Genomic DNA, 17,348 nt, shown 5'->3' with positions numbered 1-17,348 from the left:
GGGTGTCCTTTCGACAGGAAACGTTGTTACCTAAGTCCCTATCACTGTGGATCATGCGGTTATTCCCGAACCACCTTCGGTAGTGTCACGCCTACACCTCTGGTTGCCCGCACAACGACATCGTTAGGACCACGGATGAACTACGCCCGCGCCGAACGAGCCGCGCTCAGCGACCTGTTCGCCCAGCTCGGCCCGGACGCTCCCACACTCTGCGAGGGCTGGACCACCTTCGACCTCGCCGCCCACCTCGTCGTCCGCGAGCGCCGCCCCGACGCCGCCGGAGGCATCATCCTCAAGCCCCTGGCCGGGCACACCGCCAGGGTGCAGGAGTCCATGAAGACCAGGAAGGGGTACGCGGGTCTCGTCGAGCTCGTGCGTTCCGGCCCTTCGGGGGCCTATCGCCTGCCCGGCCTGGACCAGGCGGCCAACACGACGGAGTTCTTCGTCCACCACGAGGACGTGCGGCGGGCGCAGCGGGTCTGGGAGCCGCGGGAGCTGCCCGCCGACCTGGAGGAGAGGTTCTGGAAGCAGATCCACCGCGGCGCCCGGCTGTTCCTGCGCCGCTCTCCCGTCCGGGTCGTCCTGCACCGCATCGGCGGAGGTGTCGCCATCGGCGGCCCCGGTGAGGGCCCACAGGTCGAGGTGACGGGCACGGCCGGGGAGCTGCTGCTGTTCTGCTTCGGCCGCCAGTCCCACGCCAAGGTCGACGTGAGCGGCGACGACGAGACCGTGGCCAAGCTGATGGACGCCCCGCTGGGCGTCTGAGCGAGGCCGCCTCCCGGGGAGCGGGAAGCGGCCGTGACGACGACCCGGGCCCACCGAGGTCCGGGCGCCGGCGGTTCGCGGCCACGCGGCCGACCGGCCGACGCCGGGAGACCGGGGACGTCAGCGGACGTCCTCGCCCCGGTCCCAGCTCCCGGCCTTCGCCAGACCCCGGGAGAGCATGTAGCCGATAGTGAGGAAGGTGATGTACCTGAGGGCTTGCTCCGCCCCGAAGGGGTCACCGTAACCGCGCGGGTCGCCGCCGACCGCGAAGGCCGTGATCACGATCGCGATCAGGATGACGATGTAGGCGATGAACTCGGTTGTCTGAAATGCCGGTTTTGTCTCTGTGGTCAGCCTGCTGGAGGAGACGTTGCGCGGCCGATCACCTGGCTGGCCTGATCCGACGGGCGATGTCATCGTCCTCACTCCTTGCTCATTTATAATTACCCATAGTTATGACACATCGACAAATTCCCCCTTTTTAAGGTCACAAACGCCGCACCGGCCACCTGCGCGCCGCCCGCCCCGCGCGGGCCCGAGGCGCGACACCTCGGCCACGCCGGGCGGGCCAGGCCGGAGGTCCCGGCGAGCCGGGCGTCTTCCTACCGCCCGCGTACTCCGGCCGCGGCCCACCCCGACCCACCCGACGGCGTCTCCGCGCATTTTCTGACATCGGCCCGTCGCGCCGGAACCCCGGCATGGGGCGACACGCCCGGCCGGTCGCCGAATCGGCGATGACCGGCAAAAACAATCCCCGAGATCGGCGTATGCACAGCGCCGGGCTAGCCCTACCGGTATATCTGGCAATGAATATTGGACAGGAGCGCCTCGCGACCGCACGATGGCGGGTGTGACCTATGCCAAACTCGCGACCAGACCACGGCTTGCCGCTGCGGGACGGGTATGATCATCAAAATCCGGGAGCCACCCGGGCCGCAGATGCCAAAGATCGATAAAATTCGGGTATATACGGCTGGGATTGGAACTGCCAGGAGGCCCCCATGCAGGTCAAGAAGGTCCTCACCTACCTCGCGGTAGCGTTCGTGGTCTTCTATCTGTTCACCAAGCCCGCCGAGGCGGCGAGCGCGGTCAACGGAGTCTTCGACGGGATCATAAGGGGGGCAGACCAGTTGGCTCTGTTCTTCACCCGAGTGCTCACCTAACCGCCCGGCGGGGTTCCCCCGCCCCGAGCCGCGTCACCCGCGCTCCCGGCTGATCCACAGGGGAGCGCACACCCCCCGCGCCGAACGCCATGCCGTCGGCCCCGCCGATCCCGGAAACGTACCGCGACGATCGCCGGAAGCCGTCACGGCACCCCCGCCCCCGCGAACCAGCGACGAGGTCACACCCGCGCCCCGCCCGAGACCGCGCGGCCCCGCCGTACAGAGTGGTACGGAAACAGGGTGGTCCGGAAGAACACCCACACGACGTGACACGGAGACCACCCGTACGGCGAACGCCCTGACCCGATCATGGATGACCACGGAAGACATCACGGCACTTCCTTGATGATCTTTCCGGCACCCTGGGGGAAAGTCCGTTTCTCGTACGGGGGATCGTTCATGCATGGCAAGCAGGGTTTCCCCGGGATCGGGGCGATCGTCGCCGGAGCCGTCGCGTGCGGCGTGCTGGCGACCCCGGGAGCCGCCTTCGCGACCCCGGACCCGACACCGTCTTCGGCCCAGGTCCCGGCTTTGATGCCGCCCTCCGCCCAGACCTCGACACCGACACCGCCTTCGGCCCAAACCCTGGCACCGATGCCGCCCTCCGCCCAGGCGCCGTCACCACCTTCGGCCCAAGTCTCGGCACCGACGCCGCCATCCACCCAGGCGCCGGCCCCGATGCCGCCCTCCGTCCGGACACCGGTCGCGGGCGGGTCCGGGCAGCCGGTCGCGGGAGGCTCCTCGTCTCTCTCGGCCCGCCCTTTCCTCGGCCATTTCGGCGTCGCCGTCGACCGGCCGCTGAGCGGAAGGATCACACTGGCCAACCCGACCGGCGAGACGCTCGCCTTCAAGGTGACCGACCCCGCCCTCCTGCCCGCCGGGATCACGCTCGACGCCGACGGCCTGCTCGGCGGCACCTCCCGGGTATCCGGCACCTGGACGGTCCCGGTCGAGGCGTGCGTCGCCTCCGGTGGTTGCAACACCGGCGCGGTGACGATCACCGTCACCTGCGAGTGCGCCGGTTCGTCCCCCTCGTCCCTCCCTTCTGCGGGCGCGCCCTGCTCCGACAGCGGTGCGAGCGACGTGCTCACCTCGTGACCGACGCGCTCACCCCATAGCCCCGGACCGGAACCTCGCGACCTTCCCGGATCACCCGAGGGCGAGCGTCCCCGGTGCTTCCCCTCCCCCCGAGGACGTGTTACGCAGGAGGCATGGGAGACCACCAGGCCATGACCGGCCCTCACACGCTCGACGCCGCGGCGCTGCGCGCCGTCGAACGCGCCGACACGGAGGGCGTCGAGCTGGTTCGCTTCCTGTACGCCGACCACGGCGGCGTGATCAGGGGCAAGGCCACCTCCCGCTCCCGGCTGGCGGAGCGGATCCACACCGGCATCGGGCACACCGTGGCGATGATGGCGATGAACATGCTCGACGAACTCCAGGACGTCGAGGGCCTCGGCCCGGTCGGGGAGGTGCGGATCGTCCCCGATCCGGCGACGTTCGTCCACCTGCCCTACGCTCCCGGCGCCGCGGCCATGCTGGCGGACCTGCGCCGGGTCGACGGCTCCCCCTGGCCCGTGTGCCCGCGCACCTTCCTGCGCGAGGCCGTCGCCGCCCTGGCCGCCGAGGGCCACACCCTCGTCGCCGCCTACGAACCCGAGTTCACCCTCGGCCGCCGCGAGCCCGACCCCGCGGGCGGCCCGGACCGCCTGGTCCCCGCCGACGACAGCCTGTGTTACTCCACCGTCGGCTTCAACCAGCTCCACGACTACACGATGGCCCTGGTCCGTGCCCTGGAGAGCCAGAGGCTGCGGCCCGAGCACTACCATCCCGAACTCGGCCACGGCCAGCACGAACTGTCGATCCGCCACGCCCCCGCCCTCCAGGCCGCCGACAACCACGTGATCTACCGCGAGACGGTCAGGGGCGTCGCCGCCCGCATGTCGATGTGGGCCTCCCTCGCCCCCAAACCCCTCGCCGACCAGCCGGGCAACGGCGCCCACCTGCACGTCTCCCTCTGGGACCCCGACCTCAAGACCAACGCCTTCGCCGACCCCGCAGACCGCTACGGCATGTCGGCCACCGCCTACCGCTTCATCGGCGGCCTGGTCGCCCACCTCCCGGCACTCACCGCGCTGACCTGCGGCTCGGTGAACGGCTTCCGGCGCCTGACGCCGAGGTCGTGGTCGAGCGCGTACGCCTGTTACGGCATGGACAACCGTGAGGCGGCGGTGCGGATCTGCTCCCCCACCGGACGCGACGCCGCGGCGTCCGCCAATCTGGAGCTCAAGCCCTCCGACTCCTCGGCCAACCCCTACCTGTCGCTGGGCGCCGTCATCCACGCGGGCCTGGACGGCATCCGCCGCGGCCTCGACCCCGGCGACCCCGTCAACGTCGACCCCGCGACCCTCCCCTCCGGGCGCGTCCCCCGTCTGCCTGCCTCCCTGGACGAGGCCCTCGACGCCCTGGAGGCCGATGACGTCCTCATGAACGCCCTCGGCCCCCTCCGAGCCTCCGCCTACCTGGCCGTCAAACGCTCCGAGGCCCGATCCTTCGCCGCCCAGGACGCCGTCTACGAACTGTTCCACCACTTCCGGGTCTTCTAGCGCCCCGAAACCCTAAGATCGCCGTACATCCCACATGTCCGGGAGGCGTGATAAAGAGCAGAACCGGGACGGTCCTGGCACTCGCCCTCCTGCTCGGCGGATGCAGCCTCGGAGACGGGCGGGACGCGTCTCCGGCCCCGTACGTGACACCGTCCGCGCTGCTCCCCGAGCCGCCGTCGCCGCCACCGTCGTCGTCCCCCCGGCCCGCGTCACTACGGTCGCAGGGATCACCGCCCGCCGAGGGGAAGGGGAGCCGCGACCCCCGCGACGTCAACGGCGACGGCTTCGCGGACCTGACCTTCGTCATGTCCCACGGCCCCTGGTCGCCCGACCTCGTGATCGTGTACGGCTCGAAGGACGGCCTGGATCCCCGGACCAGGACGGTGGTGCCCGGCGCCCACCTTGAGTTCACCGGGCCCGCCGACACGGCCGATCTGGACGGCGACGGCTTCGCCGACGTCCTCGTCCACGGCCACGTCGTACAGGCCGGCGCCGACTCGGATGTCCCGCACATCCTGTGGGGCGGCCCGAAGGGGGTGGACCCGGAGGCGGTACCGACCGCGGTCCCGACGTCCGCCGCCCCTCCCTTCTTCTCCCACGAGACGGTGCCGGGTGACTTCGACGGCGACGGCGAGGCCGACCTGGCGCTGAAGACGCCGATGACGAACGGAACGGGCGAGAGGCAGGAGAGCCTGGCCGTGCTGTACGGGCCGTTCACCCGGAAGGGCGTCCCCCGCCGTCACACCGTCCAGCCCTCGCCGGTCAGCGTCGACATCCAGGGCCTGATCGCGGGCAGGATCGACGGACGCCGCGCCACCGACCTGCTCGTACGGGATGGGAGCGACGGCGGGCAGGCAGCGTCGTGGCTCGTCAGGGGCGGCCCCGGCGGGCTGTCCCGCCGGAGCCGCGAGCTGAACAAGGGCAACTCCCTCGCGTTCGGGGACTTCGACGGGGACGGCAGGGGCGACGTCGTGGTCGCCGACAGCGGTAGCCGCAACAACGAGCCGGGGTACGAGACCGAGCCCCCCGGGGTCGACGGCGTGATGACCGTCTACTTCGGCGGGGCCCGGCGCGCGCCACAGGTGTTCAAGAACCTCAGGTTCGCGCGGGAGACGGTGGCAGGAGACTACGACGGCGACGGGACCGACGACCTCGCGATCGACCGTGGCCCCGACGGCGTCGAACTGCTCCACGGCGGGAGGAACGGGCTGCGACGCGGCGGGAAGGTGATCCGCCGGTCCGGACCGGCCACGGACCCGAACGGCGGGAGGCTGCGCCCCTTGGAACGCCTGGCACACCCCCGGGCGGCGGCCGACTACGACGGCGACGGGCGGGACGAACTGCTGCTGACCTGGTCCCCCACCGGCCACGTCCCGGAGTGGGGCTCGGCGCTGTCCCTGTGGTGGGCGACGGACGGCGACCGCGACGAGAGCACCTTCGGCACCGGCGGCTGGTGAGACACCGGGTCCCGACCAAATCACCCCCGCTACAAAGCGGCCGGATAACCTTCCGTGTCGACCGTCAGCAGCACCGGCTCCGGCAGCGTGAACGGTTTACCGAAAGGGCTCACGTTCTCGCGGGTGTAGCGGTTGACGTCGGGCTCGCTGAACACCCTGATGGTCTCGCGCTGACGGTCGATGATCACGTAGACGGGAATCCTCATCGAGGCGTACGTCTCCGGCTTGTCGCCGTAGTCCTCGGAACGGGTGTTCTTCGACACGACCTCGATGACCGCCGCCACGATCTCCTTGCGGACCGGATTCTCGTCGTCGCTGAGGCTTCCGGCAGGGATGATCACGATGTCGGGTTGCGGCCCCCGATGGTCACCCGGGGTCCCGACCCTCATGTCGGGCAGGGCCCACCAGGCGTCGGAGGGAATCTGACGGATCGTCTCGCTGACGATCAGATTGTGAAAGGCGGACGCGGACGCCTGCATCACGATCTTCCCCGCGTACCACTCGACCTTGTACCCGTCGCGCTCCGCCGCCAGCGCGAGGAGCTCACTCAACGTCCTTGAATCATCTGACATCTCGCCCCTCCCCGCTCATATCCAATGGAGTCAACGGACCAAGCAATCCATCGCCTGTCAGGTCATTAGGTGATTGACGAAGATCCCGATAAGAATCCGATCACCGAAGTCGCCGCCAAAGGCGAAATGAATTCGATTGCGATGGCCTTCTATTTTCGAATGCCACTCACAGCAGACCTCTCGGCCCTGGTACCAAACATATCGATGACGCATGGCCCTGGCGTTTCGATGAGTGTTGGGACTTTCAGGAGAAATACGAGTAAGGCCGTGGGCCGTCAGTGCCGCCCCGACCTCATTGGCACGGCCCAGTGCGGTCGCGTGCGCGGCGAGGAAGTGGTCGTTGAGCACGGCGAGATGCCGGACGACCTCAGGCCGAAGCTCCCGATACGAACCCTCGAACCTTCCGAAGGTCAGATCCTCATGGAATATTAAATTCGAAAAGGAACGCTCCGCCAACTGAAAGAACGCACTCTCCGGAACATTCTCCAGCTCGTAAAGTGATCTCCAGAAAGGCGAAAGCGCCGAACTCTCGACAAAGAAGTAAATCTCAGCTCGGCCGACCGATGCAGCCACCTCGACGAAACCGCAGTGCGGTGAGGCCGCGAGAACAAGGCAGGCCACCCCCCTCCCCTTGAGCGTGGAGGTGAGGGCGTAGGCGACAGACCATGCGACAACCGGCGACGCATCCCCCAACGTCACTTCATCGACGCCGGGAATCGAATCATCCCATTCTCGGCATTTCTGGACTAAGCTGTAAAATCGATTGCGAACATCACGATCGATACGAGACCCGAGTTCGGAGGTCAGGTAGGTGTAGAGCTCATGATGGTCATCACAGAGAACATTCTCAAACATCGGCGGCTTCCAGGCAGGGCAGCCGCTCGCCTTTAGGGTGCTCAACTCCTCATTGAAACGATCCAACAAAGAAGAGAGCCGATCTGCGGTCAGCTCTCTGAAGTCGAAACTGTTCTCGTCAATGACGACGCGTGGGGAGTCAGCGTCGTTGGGCACGGGCGATACCTCCGAGGTCGTTTTCCAACTGGTCGAAGAATCCGTCGGGCCACTCCGTCAGACCACCACGATCAGTCATCTCAATCGTGATCGGTTCGGCACCATCGAAGAAGTGAACTATGACATCGGAGGTGACCACCTTCTCGTCAGCCACGGCAGCGAGGCGAATCCCGTTAAGGACATGATCGCTGTGAGTCTCCACGATGACCTGGATACCGGCTCCTGCCAAGCGCCCCAGAAAACGCCCCATCCGGGACTGGCCCGCCGGATGCAGGTGAGCCTCCGGGTTCTCCACGATGAACAAGCCACCAGACGGGGCCAGCAATCCGGCCACGATGATCGGCAGTGCGTATGAGACTCCGAAACCCATGTTCGGAGGCCGGATCCCGTCGAGCAGAGAACCCGGCTCCTGATAACGGATCACGCTGGCGGCGATGCCCGTCGGCCATTGCGCGGTCACCCGGATCGGCCGGATGATGTCCGTCGCCCAGTCTTCAACCTGGGCGCGCAGTGTCGTGACGCCATGCTGCTCGGTGTGCGGATGCCGAAGCTCCGCACGGACCTCCTTGTTCTCATGGACCGCGAGCGTTTGGCCGGTGTACTGCCCCTGCTCACCGACCCCAAGATGCGCGACATCCTCCGCGGTTACCCCGAGTTGGTCCCGTGGCCCCAACCTCTCCGCGCACAGGTAGGTGAATGCCGCTCCACGCCCACACAGGATTGACGGGGCCGACGGCCGCGGCTCCACGACACCGAGATTGAGCGACCGTCCGCCAGGCGCCGCGAACCCGAACTTCACCGGGGAGCCGCCATCGATCTCGAACCACACGGAGACTTCGGTCGCTTCTTCCGCATCGGGGTGCTGAATGTCCTCGGTTTCGCCAAGCGCAAGACCAAGGAACCCGTTGAGAGCCACCACCTGAGCCTCCGGCAGACACGCCGCTTGGCGGGCGAGCAGCAGCGACTGGATCAGCGTGCTCTTACCGGATCCATTGAGACCGGTCAGCACGGTCAACGGGCGCAGAGGCAGTGACAGATCAAGGAACCGCTTGAAGTTGCGAATCCCCAGCCGGGTGATCACGCTCCTATCACCAGCTCCCGCGCCTTGTCGAAACGGTACTTGACCTTCCTCGTGCTACCGGTCGAGGTGCTGATCGCGTCAACGTATTCCTGGTCATGCGTCATGAGCTCGCGAGCCCCGGCGACTATCGCGGCGAAGTTGGCCGATGTACTAAGAACTGCGACCTCGGCGAACGCGAAGGCCCAGCTCTCGAACAGCGGGCGATTCAGTGGGAAACGCCAATCGGTCTCCAGCGGCCACTTGCGGAAGGCATGCGGGCCGAAGACCTGACGAGCCAGTATCATCGCAGCGGCGAACTCCCGTTCGAGATGCCTGAGATCTTCCTCTGAGGTTTTCCCGGGGTCATCGATCCACGCGGCTGCCTCGTCGAGGTAAGGGTCCATGGAACCCCGATACGCGTCGAGGCCGAGCAGCCTGAACGCGCAGAACCTCAACACCAACTCGCGGTCCGCCATCCGCACGTGACCGCGAAAGGTCTCGCCGACGGTTTCCAGGAACACGGGTAGTTCCGCACACCGTTTCAGGAAATCCCTGCAGCGGCGACTGGTCAGGCAGTGTCTGATCTCCTGCGCGTTCAACGGCGTGCCACCCGTGTTGATCCGCTTGAAGATGTCATACTTGACCTGAGGCGGAGTCTGCGGATCGATGACGTGAACCACCAGTTGAGTCTGGTGGAACCGACGCCGCCATACCGGCGACAAATCCTTGAAGCCCCTGCCTTCCTCGTCCTTGAGGTATTCCAGGTGGCTGAGCGTGAAAGCCTCCTCGCGCGCGAAGCCGTACGCCGTCGACAATCGCTGCAGGCCGTCAATTACCTTCATCGTCCCGTCCTTGTCCTGCGCAAAATAGAACGCGGGCAACGGGATCTGCAACAGGATCGACTCGATCAATCCCGACTTCTGAGGAAGCTTCCACACCTGGTTACGCTGGAAATCAGGGGCAAGCTCCAGCTCGCCCTCTTCGATCATGTCAAGGACGTTGCGGAGCGAGTAATTCCGTGATGTCACCCGGATGCTGTCCGGCTTCCAAGGAAGCCCTCGTTCCTCGTCTTCACCATCGGTCTCAGCTTCGACGTCCAGCGGTTTGTCAAGGAAATGCTCTTCGAGCACCTCGCGCTGCGCGGCGTCCGCCATCGATTCCGTCCTCTGTTGTGACACCGTCTCATCATAGTGATCGTGCCACCTTCGGCACGGCAACCATGAAATCCCAGCGTGACGGTGTGCTCGAACCCGAATCAGGCGCGTTGTCCGCAGAGAGACTGGACACCACCTCAATCCGGTCCGAGGCCGGCTTCCGCACGCAGAAAGAGTCCCTTTCGTGAGGGCGATGGTGCCGTATGAGGCGGTCAGACCGGGAAGATCTCGGCCCAGACCGCGTGGCCCTTCGCCTGGGTGCCACGGAAACCGACCCTGGAGGCCAGGGCGGCGACCACGGCTAGACCTCGACCGTGCTCGGCGAGCGGATCGGCGCCGCGACGCGGACCGAATCTGGGCGTGGCGCCCCAGCCGCAGTCGTAGACGGTGATCCGGACGACCGTGGTCCTGCGGGTCAACTCGACGATGAACGTCCCCTGAGGGCGCCCGCTGCTCGTGTGGGCGACGGCGTTCGCCGCGAACTCGGCGACGATCTGCTCGGCGTCGTTCCGGCACGGCGAGTCCTCCAGCAGGAACCGGATGAACCGGCGAGCGACCGGAACCTGATCCATCCGGCCGGGAAAGACCCGCCGGTAGATCATCCCACCGGGCCGCAGCCCCACCATCGCCTCGATCAGCGCGGGGGCCACATCGTTCCAGACAACGGCCATGTCATCTCCTGCGGGACGTCGGGAAATTCACCTCCAGCAGGGTGACCCACCCCGCCCCACCCGGTAACCCCCGTCCTCGAAACACCGCACCACCCCACCCTCCACCCCACTGACCTGCACAGATGCCGACTCCGCCTCTCCGGCATCCCCTTTTCCGCACACGCCTATCGCTCTGCGTAATCGTTCGGATACTATTCGCTCACGTTCGATTCAAGGAGGGGCCATGCCAGGCGAGGGATACCGCACCCTGCTCGACTGCCGACGCCGCAGCAGGGCGCTGCGCGCCCGCTCGTTCACCTTCGACCAGATCGCCTACATTCTGGCCCTCGATCACGACGTCAGCCCCCTGCGCCTGTATCGCTACGCCCACGGCCGCACCGCCGGCGACATCGTCGCCGCCCACAACGACCTCGACCCCGCTGGCACCGCCTCCCTGCGCGAGGCCCGCCTCTACGACTACGAGGCCTGGCCCGCCACCGGCCGCCGCGTCCCCGCCCGCACCGTCGTCATCCTCTCCCGCATCTACCAGACCACCGCCCGCAGCCTGCTCACCGACGAGATCTACGCCCGCTACAACGCCGCTCACCGCGACCTCCTCGACCGCGCCGACCACCGCCACCTCGACCCCCATCAACAGCTCACCCCGCCCCCACCCTCTACCTCGGGCGACGCGATCCCCCCGGCGTGCCCGGCGCCCGCCTCGGCCATCCGTGACGAAGGGCTACCCGCCTGGAGTCTGGCGCCCACTCCAGGCGGTCATGACAGCATTGAACGGCAACCGGTCCTCGCAAAGGTTCAGCACCCGAGCCCCGCCCACTGCACCGAACTTCTACGCGCCCTGCGCGCCGAGGAGACGGACATGAAACGACGCGAACTGCTCTTCGAACTCGCTCTTCTCCTCGGCGGCACCCCCGCCCTGGGCCTGCTCCGCCACCTCACCCCACCCGAACGCGAACGCCTGGCCGCCGCCGCCCAGCAGCGCACCCCGATCGACAGCCGCACCATCGACCTGCTGGAACGCCTCACCGCCCGCCTCTGGGAAACCGACGAGTCCACCGGCCCCCAGCAGGTCCTCCCGGTCGCCGAAGCCAAACGCGCCCTGATCAACGACCTCCTCCACCAGACAACCCTCACCCCCACCCTCCGCGACCGCCTCCTCCGCCTCTACTGGAATCTCTCCCTCATGACCGGCTGGAGCCGCTTCGATCTGACCGACTACGCAGGCGCCACACACCAGTACAACGAAGGACTGGCCGCAGCCCACGAACTAAACGACCCGGCCCGCATCGCCCATCTGCACGGATTGCTGGCGTATACGGCGCTGCACCAAAAGAGACCCAGTATCGCCCTGGACCACGCCTTCGCCGCCGAAGGATGGGCAAAGGAAAGCGGGAACCGCCTGCAACAAGCAGCCACCTACATCCAGGTGGCTCGGGCGGTCTCCAAGGTCAAGCACGAGGAAGGCGCTCTCCGTCTCCTCGACCGCGCCGCCGATCTGGCAGGCAGCGAACGAGGCGACTCCGATCTCCAGCATCTCTTCTGGCTCACCCCGGAATGTGTCCCCACCTACGGAATCCGTTGTTTCATCGAACTCCAACGGCCCGACCGAGCAATATCCGAAGCCAAGCAGAGGCTGGCGACGATGGACTCCAAGGCGACCAGAGAACAGGGCCTCCTGTATCTGGAGTACGCGACCGCGCTGATCCAGAAACGCGAGATCCCCGCAGCCGCCGCGATGATCGGCGAGGCCACCCAGATCGTCATCGGTCACAGCTCTGCCCGACTCGTCAACTCCATACGCCAGGCCCGCGCCCGCCTCCACCCATGGGAGGACAACAGGCACGTCCGCGCCCTGGACGAACGGCTCCGCGCCCTTTCCATCACCGCCTGAAACGCACCCCCGTACAGAGCGGGACGTCGAGCCCGGACAGCCACGAGCGCGTGGGAGCCCAACCCTGAGCTCCTTTCCGCAGTGGCGCTTCAGCTACGGCGATCAATCCTCGAACCAGGCCGTACGAAGGCTTCAGCACCCAACCGCACCTTGGGCCGCCGGAAACGGAGCAACTACGGTCCACACCCCCTACGGCCGGACACCAGTGCGCGGAGGCGGGCCGGTGTTCCGGGCGGCGTATAAGAAAGCGCAACCCCGAGCGCCCGAGCAGGCCGGAGGCCTGGACAACCAGACCCCGGCCACGACGGCCGCCCGGAGCACCGGCCCGCCGCAGCGCGAACCAAGAACCAAGAACCAAGAACCAAGAACCTCCAAGAGGACCATCAAACCCATGAGCGGCCCACCGAGAACCACAAACCTCCACACCGGCGAGCGCACCGCTCAGCCACGCTGTGAGGCGCGTACGAACCCCGATACCGTGGTACGCATGACCGTCCCGCATGGCCACGAACCCCACGGAGCACTTCCGTGGGCTCCGCGTTACTGGAACGCGGATGAGTTCATGAACCATGATTTCGGCGACGTCGGCCGTCGCTTCGAGCTTGAGGACGGCTGCATCGTCATGACCCCCGCGCCCTCCATCCGCCACCAGCGCATCGCCCGCCGCCTCATCAACGCCATAGAGGCATGTCTGCAGGCCGACGATCTGGACCTGGACGTGGAGGGGCCGGTCAACTACCGCCTCAACTCCGACACCGTGTTCGCCCCCGACATCGCCGTCTTCCAGCGTGGCACCGACAGTGACCTCTACGTGGAACCGCACGAGATCGAGATCCTCGCAGAGGTCACGTCCACCAACTCCAACCGCGACCGCCTCACCAAGATGAACCGCTACGCCCGGACCAAGTGCGAGTGGTACTGGATCATCGACCAGAACACACTGGTCATCGACGTCTATCAGCTCGACGGCGATCTCTACAGGCAGGTGGCCGCCCTCACCCCCGGCACCGCCGCCACCCTGCCCGGCCCCGTTCCCCTGACGATAGATCCGGGAACGCTCGCCTAAGAGCCCCTCGACGCTATGGCCTCACCGCGGCGCGGACGATCGCGCGACGGATGGGTTCGTAGCCGGTGCACCGGCACAGGTTGGACGTGAGCAGCTCCCGCAGCCGCTCCGGGTCGCCGGCGATCGCGGGGTCGGACTCCAGCGCGGCGGCGGCGAGCATGAGGAAGCCCGGCGTGCAGAAGCCGCACTGCAGGGCGTGCTCGGCGGAGAAGGCCGACTGGAGCGGATGCGGTTCGCCGCCGGGGCCCGCGAGCCCCTCCACCGTCCGCACCGAGCGCCCGTCGCACTGCACGGCCAGCATGAGGCACGACCGCACCGCACCGCCGTCCACCACGACCGTGCACGCGCCGCACACGCCCTGCTCGCAGCCCAGGTGCGTACCGGTCAGGCCGCACTCCTCGCGCAGCACGTCGCCGAGGACGCGACGGGGTTCCACGTCCAGGCTGTACGCCCGGCCGTTGACGGTGAGCGTGATGTTCATCGGCGGGCTCCCCCGTGGTCGGCGTACGCCTGGCGCAGAGCCCGGCCGACGAGGACGGCGATGACCTGCCGCTGGTACTCGACGTCGGCGTACGGCCGGGCGATGGGGGCGGCGTCGCGCTCGGCGGCGATCCGCCCGGCACGGCCGAACAGGTCGTCGTCGAGCGGCGACGAGCCGACCAGCGACCGCTCGGCGGCGTGGGCCCGCACCGGCCGGTCGGCGGCGTTGGCGAGCCCGACGCGGGCCTCGGTGATCACGCCGTCGAGCACGGTCAGCGTCACCACCGCGGCGAGCTGGGCGAAGCTGGCGTGCGTCCGCCGGTGTTCGGCGAAGGCGACCCCGGTGACGTCGTCGAGCAGGGGAAGCCGTACGGCGGTGATCATCTCCTGCGGCAGGCGCGCGGTCCGGTGGGGGCCGTGGAAGTAGTCTCTGGCCCCGACCACCCGCGTGCCGCCGGGCCCCCGCAGCTCGATGCCGGCGTCCAGGGCGACGGCGACGGCGCACCACTCCGCGGCGGGGTGCGCCCAGGCCAGGCTGCCCGCCATGGTGCCGAGGGCGCGGATCGGCGGGTGCGCGATGTTGACGACGACGAGCGAGAGCAACCGGCCGAGCGGCCCCGGCGCGACCCGGGGCGACTCGAAGGCCTCGAAGGCCTCGTGGCGGACCAGTGCCCCGGCGTGCAGGGCGCCGCCGTCCACCCGCAGCCGGTCGAGACCGCGGACGCGGTTGATGTCCACCACCAGGTCGGGGCGGGCGCGCCGGTAGTGCATCTCCAGGATCAGGCTCTGGCCACCGGCGAGTATCGACGCCTGCTCCCCGGCCTCGGCGAGCGCGGCCACCGCCTCGTCCACGGTGCCCGGCGCGACGTAGTCGAAGGCGGCGGGCTTCACAGGTCCTCCCCCGCCTTCGAAGCGGCCCCCGGTCCCGGCTTCGCCCCCGTCTCCGAGGTGATCCCCAAGCCCGAGGCGGCCCCCGGAGCAGAGTTCGAGGTCCCCGGATCCGGCTTCGCCCCCGTCTCCGAGACGCCCTCCGAGCCCGAAGCGGCCCCCGGACCAGAGTTCAAGGTCCCCGGGTCCGAGGCGTCCCCCGGGGCGGAGCCCGAGGCGCGGGCGGCCCGCCACACCACGTCCGGGGTGAGCGGCATCCGCAGCAGGTCCGGATCGGTCACCCCCAGCGCGTCGGCCACCGCGTTGACGATGGCCGGAGGGGCGCCGATACACCCCGACTCCCCGGCGCCCTTGGCGCCCAGCATCGTCCACGGGGTCGGCGTGGTGGTCTCCCTGATCTCCACGGGCGGCATCTCGGTGAACGTCGGCAGCAGATAGTCCAGCAGCCCGTAGGGCAGCATCGGCACCCCGGCCTCGTCGTAGGGCACCCCCTCGTACAGCGCCTGGCCGATCCCCTGCGCGATCGACCCTCTGGCCTGCCCGGCGACCGCCGCGGGATTGAGCATCACCCCGCAGTCGTCCACCCCGACCAGCCGCAGTATCCGTACGGTGCCCAGCTCCGGGTCGACCTCGACGACGGCGGCGTGGGTGCCGAACGGGAACGCCATGTCCGTCTCGAACCGGTCGTCCACCCGGAGCGGCCCGGTGGCCGCGACCAGGCCGCCGAGGTCCAGGGTTACGGACCCGTCCCAGCGGGAACTCAGCACGCCTCCCGACCAGGCGACCTCGTCGACCGGCAGCCGCCACAGCCGCGCGGCGCGCTCCCTGGCCCGGTCGACCAGCGTGGTGGCCGCGCGCCACAGGGCCGGACCGCCCACCTGCGCCGAGCGGCTGGCGTAGGAGCCCACGCCGTCGGCCAGCTCGTCGGTGTCCCCCTCGACGAACCGGACCCGCGACTCGTCCAGACCGAGGGCGGTGGCCACCAGCGAGGCGAAGGTCGTCTCGTGGCTCTGCCCGGTGGAGGCGGTGCCGCAGCGGGCGACCACCGTGCCGTCCGGGCACGCCTCGACGCCGCCGAACTCGTGGAGGCCGCCCCGCTCACCCCCGGAGCGTTCCACGTAGCAGCACAGCCCGATGCCGAGGGGCGTGGCGGCCGGATCCGCCCGGCGCCGGTCCCGCTCGGCTCGCCACCGGTCGTACTCCAGGGTCTTCAGCGCCAGGTCGAGCGCCGCCGCGTAGTCCCCGCTGTCGTAGAGCCGCCCGGTGGGGGTCTCGTACGGGAAGCGCTCGGGCGGGATGAGGTTGCGGCGCCGCAGCTCCGCCGGGTCCATGCCCAGCCGCCGGGCCAGCACGTCCATCGACCTCTCCAGCGCGAACGTCGCCTCCGGCCGCCCGGCGCCACGGTAGGGGTACGTCGGCATCGTGGTGGTCAGCACCGAGCGGAGCGTGGCGTGCACCAGGGGCGTGGTGTAGGCGCCGGTGGACATCCGGGCGGTCTGCGTCGGGAGCCCCGCCCCGATGTGCGGGTAGGCCCCCACGTCGGCGTCGATCCTCAGCTCGTACGCGAGCAGGTGTCCCTCGGCGTCGGCGGCCAGCCGGACCCGCTGGTCCTGCCCCCGGCCCCGGGTCGCGGCCAGCAGCGACTCGGCGCGGTCCTCGATCCACCGGATCGGCAGGCCCGTCGTCACGGCCAGGAAGGCGACGGTGACGTATTCAGGGAACGTCGCGCTCTTCGACCCGAACGCGCCGCCGCTGTCGGGGGTCACCACCCTGATCCGCCGCGACGGCAGGTCCAGCGCCTCGGCCAGTTCACGGCGGAGCCGGTGCGGCGCCTGGTGGGAGCACCACACGGTCAGCCGGTCCCCCTCGGGGACGGCGAGGAACGCCCGGCACTCCATGGGCGAGGGCAGCAGCAGCTGCTGGCGGTAGCGCGCCTCGACCACCACCGCCGCGCCCTGCCAGACGGCCTCGTCGATCGGGGTCCCCACCGACCGTTCCAGTGCCACGTTCTCCAGCCCGTCGAACAGGGAGACCGGGCCGTCCAGCGCCTCGGCGGCCGACACCATCGGCGGGAGCGGGTCTATCCGGGCGACGACCTCGGCGGCGCCGTCCTCGGCGTGGTAGCGGTCGTCTCCGACGACGACGGCGACCGCCTCACCGGCGTAGCGGACCCGGTCGGAGACCAGGGACGGCCACTCGTGCCCGGCCACCGCGTCCCGCGCCGACAGTCCCGCCAGGACCGTGAAGGGAACCGGGGGCAGCCCCGGCAGATCGGCGGCCGACCAGGCACCCCGGACCCCGGGGACCAGGCGGGCGGCGGCGCAGTCCACCTCGCGCAGGCGGCCGTGCGCGACGGGGCTTCGTACGAACACGGCGTCCAGGCAGCCCGGCACCACGATGTCTGCGACGTACCGGCCGTGGCCGGTGAGCAGCCGCGCATCCTCCCGCCTCGCCCAGACATGCGCCACGACATCCTCCGAACCCTTGGATTCAGCTTCCCCCTTTCCCTCCCCCCATCACACATAGCACTCACATAGTCATAAATTAGATATTTCATGATTTAA

17 protein-coding genes are annotated in these 17,348 nt (G+C 68.6%); 7 read left to right on the top strand and 10 right to left on the bottom strand.

Annotation, left to right across the window (positions count from 1 at the left end; translation table 11 throughout):
- Positions 1-135 precede the first annotated feature (135 nt).
- Entirely contained in the window at positions 136-765 is a 630-nt protein-coding gene (locus OG587_RS22135) for a TIGR03085 family metal-binding protein (RefSeq protein WP_329093227.1), read from the top strand.
- 120 nt (positions 766-885) lie between these two features.
- On the opposite strand, the gene OG587_RS22130 is transcribed toward OG587_RS22135, so the two are convergent.
- Complete coding sequence (locus tag OG587_RS22130) at positions 886-1,182, bottom strand: hypothetical protein (RefSeq protein ID WP_329093225.1); 297 nt, start codon at positions 1,180-1,182, stop codon at positions 886-888.
- A 584-nt stretch (positions 1,183-1,766) separates the two neighbouring features.
- Between OG587_RS22130 and OG587_RS22125 the strand changes: the two genes are divergently transcribed.
- Entirely contained in the window at positions 1,767-1,928 is a 162-nt protein-coding gene (locus OG587_RS22125) for a hypothetical protein (RefSeq protein WP_329093223.1), read from the top strand.
- A gap of 329 nt (positions 1,929-2,257) precedes the next feature.
- On the opposite strand, the gene OG587_RS22120 is transcribed toward OG587_RS22125, so the two are convergent.
- Entirely contained in the window at positions 2,258-2,590 is a 333-nt protein-coding gene (locus tag OG587_RS22120; protein ID WP_329093222.1) for a hypothetical protein, read from the bottom strand.
- 16 nt (positions 2,591-2,606) lie between these two features.
- Here OG587_RS22120 and OG587_RS22115 point away from each other — a divergent pair, with 16 nt between their 5' ends.
- The 3 genes from OG587_RS22115 to OG587_RS22105 all read left to right on the top strand — a co-directional run bounded on the left by OG587_RS22115 (position 2,607) and on the right by OG587_RS22105 (position 5,991).
- Positions 2,607-3,026 (top strand): putative Ig domain-containing protein, encoded by a 420-nt coding sequence (locus OG587_RS22115; RefSeq protein ID WP_329093220.1) that lies wholly within the window; start codon positions 2,607-2,609, stop codon positions 3,024-3,026.
- 113 nt (positions 3,027-3,139) lie between these two features.
- Positions 3,140-4,534: a glutamine synthetase family protein gene (locus OG587_RS22110; protein ID WP_329093218.1), complete on the top strand. Its 1,395-nt coding sequence runs from the start codon at positions 3,140-3,142 to the stop codon at positions 4,532-4,534.
- Positions 4,535-4,581: 47 nt separating this feature from the next.
- Positions 4,582-5,991 carry an FG-GAP repeat domain-containing protein gene (locus OG587_RS22105; RefSeq protein ID WP_329093216.1) on the top strand — a complete coding sequence of 470 codons (1,410 nt, stop codon included), beginning with the start codon at positions 4,582-4,584 and terminating at the stop codon, positions 5,989-5,991.
- A gap of 29 nt (positions 5,992-6,020) precedes the next feature.
- Here the strand turns inward: OG587_RS22105 and OG587_RS22100 are convergent, their stop codons facing one another.
- From OG587_RS22100 to OG587_RS22080, 5 genes are all read right to left on the bottom strand, one after another.
- Positions 6,021-6,563 carry a Uma2 family endonuclease gene (locus OG587_RS22100; protein ID WP_329093214.1) on the bottom strand — a complete coding sequence of 181 codons (543 nt, stop codon included), beginning with the start codon at positions 6,561-6,563 and terminating at the stop codon, positions 6,021-6,023.
- A 57-nt stretch (positions 6,564-6,620) separates the two neighbouring features.
- A complete protein-coding gene (locus OG587_RS22095) occupies positions 6,621-7,574 on the bottom strand; it encodes a hypothetical protein (RefSeq protein ID WP_329093212.1) in 954 nt (317 codons plus the stop codon).
- The gene (locus OG587_RS22090) at positions 7,558-8,655 is read right to left on the bottom strand and encodes an AAA family ATPase (protein ID WP_329093209.1); all 1,098 of its coding nucleotides are present in this window, start codon (positions 8,653-8,655) and stop codon (positions 7,558-7,560) included. Before OG587_RS22090 ends, OG587_RS22095 begins: the two co-directional genes overlap by 17 nt.
- Positions 8,652-9,788, bottom strand: a complete 1,137-nt coding sequence (locus tag OG587_RS22085) for a DUF262 domain-containing protein (protein WP_329093207.1) — start codon at positions 9,786-9,788, stop codon at positions 8,652-8,654. Before OG587_RS22085 ends, OG587_RS22090 begins: the two co-directional genes overlap by 4 nt.
- 212 nt (positions 9,789-10,000) lie before the next feature.
- Positions 10,001-10,459 (bottom strand): ATP-binding protein, encoded by a 459-nt coding sequence (locus OG587_RS22080; protein ID WP_329093205.1) that lies wholly within the window; start codon positions 10,457-10,459, stop codon positions 10,001-10,003.
- Positions 10,460-10,682: 223 nt separating this feature from the next.
- Between OG587_RS22080 and OG587_RS22075 the strand changes: the two genes are divergently transcribed.
- Together OG587_RS22075 and OG587_RS22070 are read left to right on the top strand one after the other, a co-directional pair.
- Entirely contained in the window at positions 10,683-12,350 is a 1,668-nt protein-coding gene (locus OG587_RS22075) for a hypothetical protein (RefSeq protein ID WP_329093204.1), read from the top strand.
- Positions 12,351-12,912: 562 nt separating this feature from the next.
- Positions 12,913-13,416: a Uma2 family endonuclease gene (locus tag OG587_RS22070; RefSeq protein ID WP_329093203.1), complete on the top strand. Its 504-nt coding sequence runs from the start codon at positions 12,913-12,915 to the stop codon at positions 13,414-13,416.
- 13 nt (positions 13,417-13,429) lie between these two features.
- Here the strand turns inward: OG587_RS22070 and OG587_RS22065 are convergent, their stop codons facing one another.
- From OG587_RS22065 to OG587_RS22055, 3 genes are read right to left on the bottom strand one after another with little or no spacing between them, the layout of a single operon-like run.
- A complete protein-coding gene (locus OG587_RS22065) occupies positions 13,430-13,897 on the bottom strand; it encodes a (2Fe-2S)-binding protein (protein WP_329093201.1) in 468 nt (155 codons plus the stop codon).
- A complete protein-coding gene (locus tag OG587_RS22060; RefSeq protein WP_329093200.1) occupies positions 13,894-14,787 on the bottom strand; it encodes an FAD binding domain-containing protein in 894 nt (297 codons plus the stop codon). Before OG587_RS22060 ends, OG587_RS22065 begins: the two co-directional genes overlap by 4 nt.
- Positions 14,784-17,252 (bottom strand): xanthine dehydrogenase family protein molybdopterin-binding subunit, encoded by a 2,469-nt coding sequence (locus OG587_RS22055; protein WP_329093199.1) that lies wholly within the window; start codon positions 17,250-17,252, stop codon positions 14,784-14,786. The genes OG587_RS22060 and OG587_RS22055 overlap by 4 nt, the downstream gene beginning before the upstream one ends.
- Positions 17,253-17,348: the final 96 nt, after the last annotated feature.

Source organism: Streptosporangium sp. NBC_01469, assembly GCF_036227305.1.
Lineage (GTDB): Bacteria > Actinomycetota > Actinomycetes > Streptosporangiales > Streptosporangiaceae > Streptosporangium.
The sequence above is the reverse complement of the archived record's forward strand: the minus strand, read 5'-3'. Positions and strand labels throughout refer to the sequence as shown.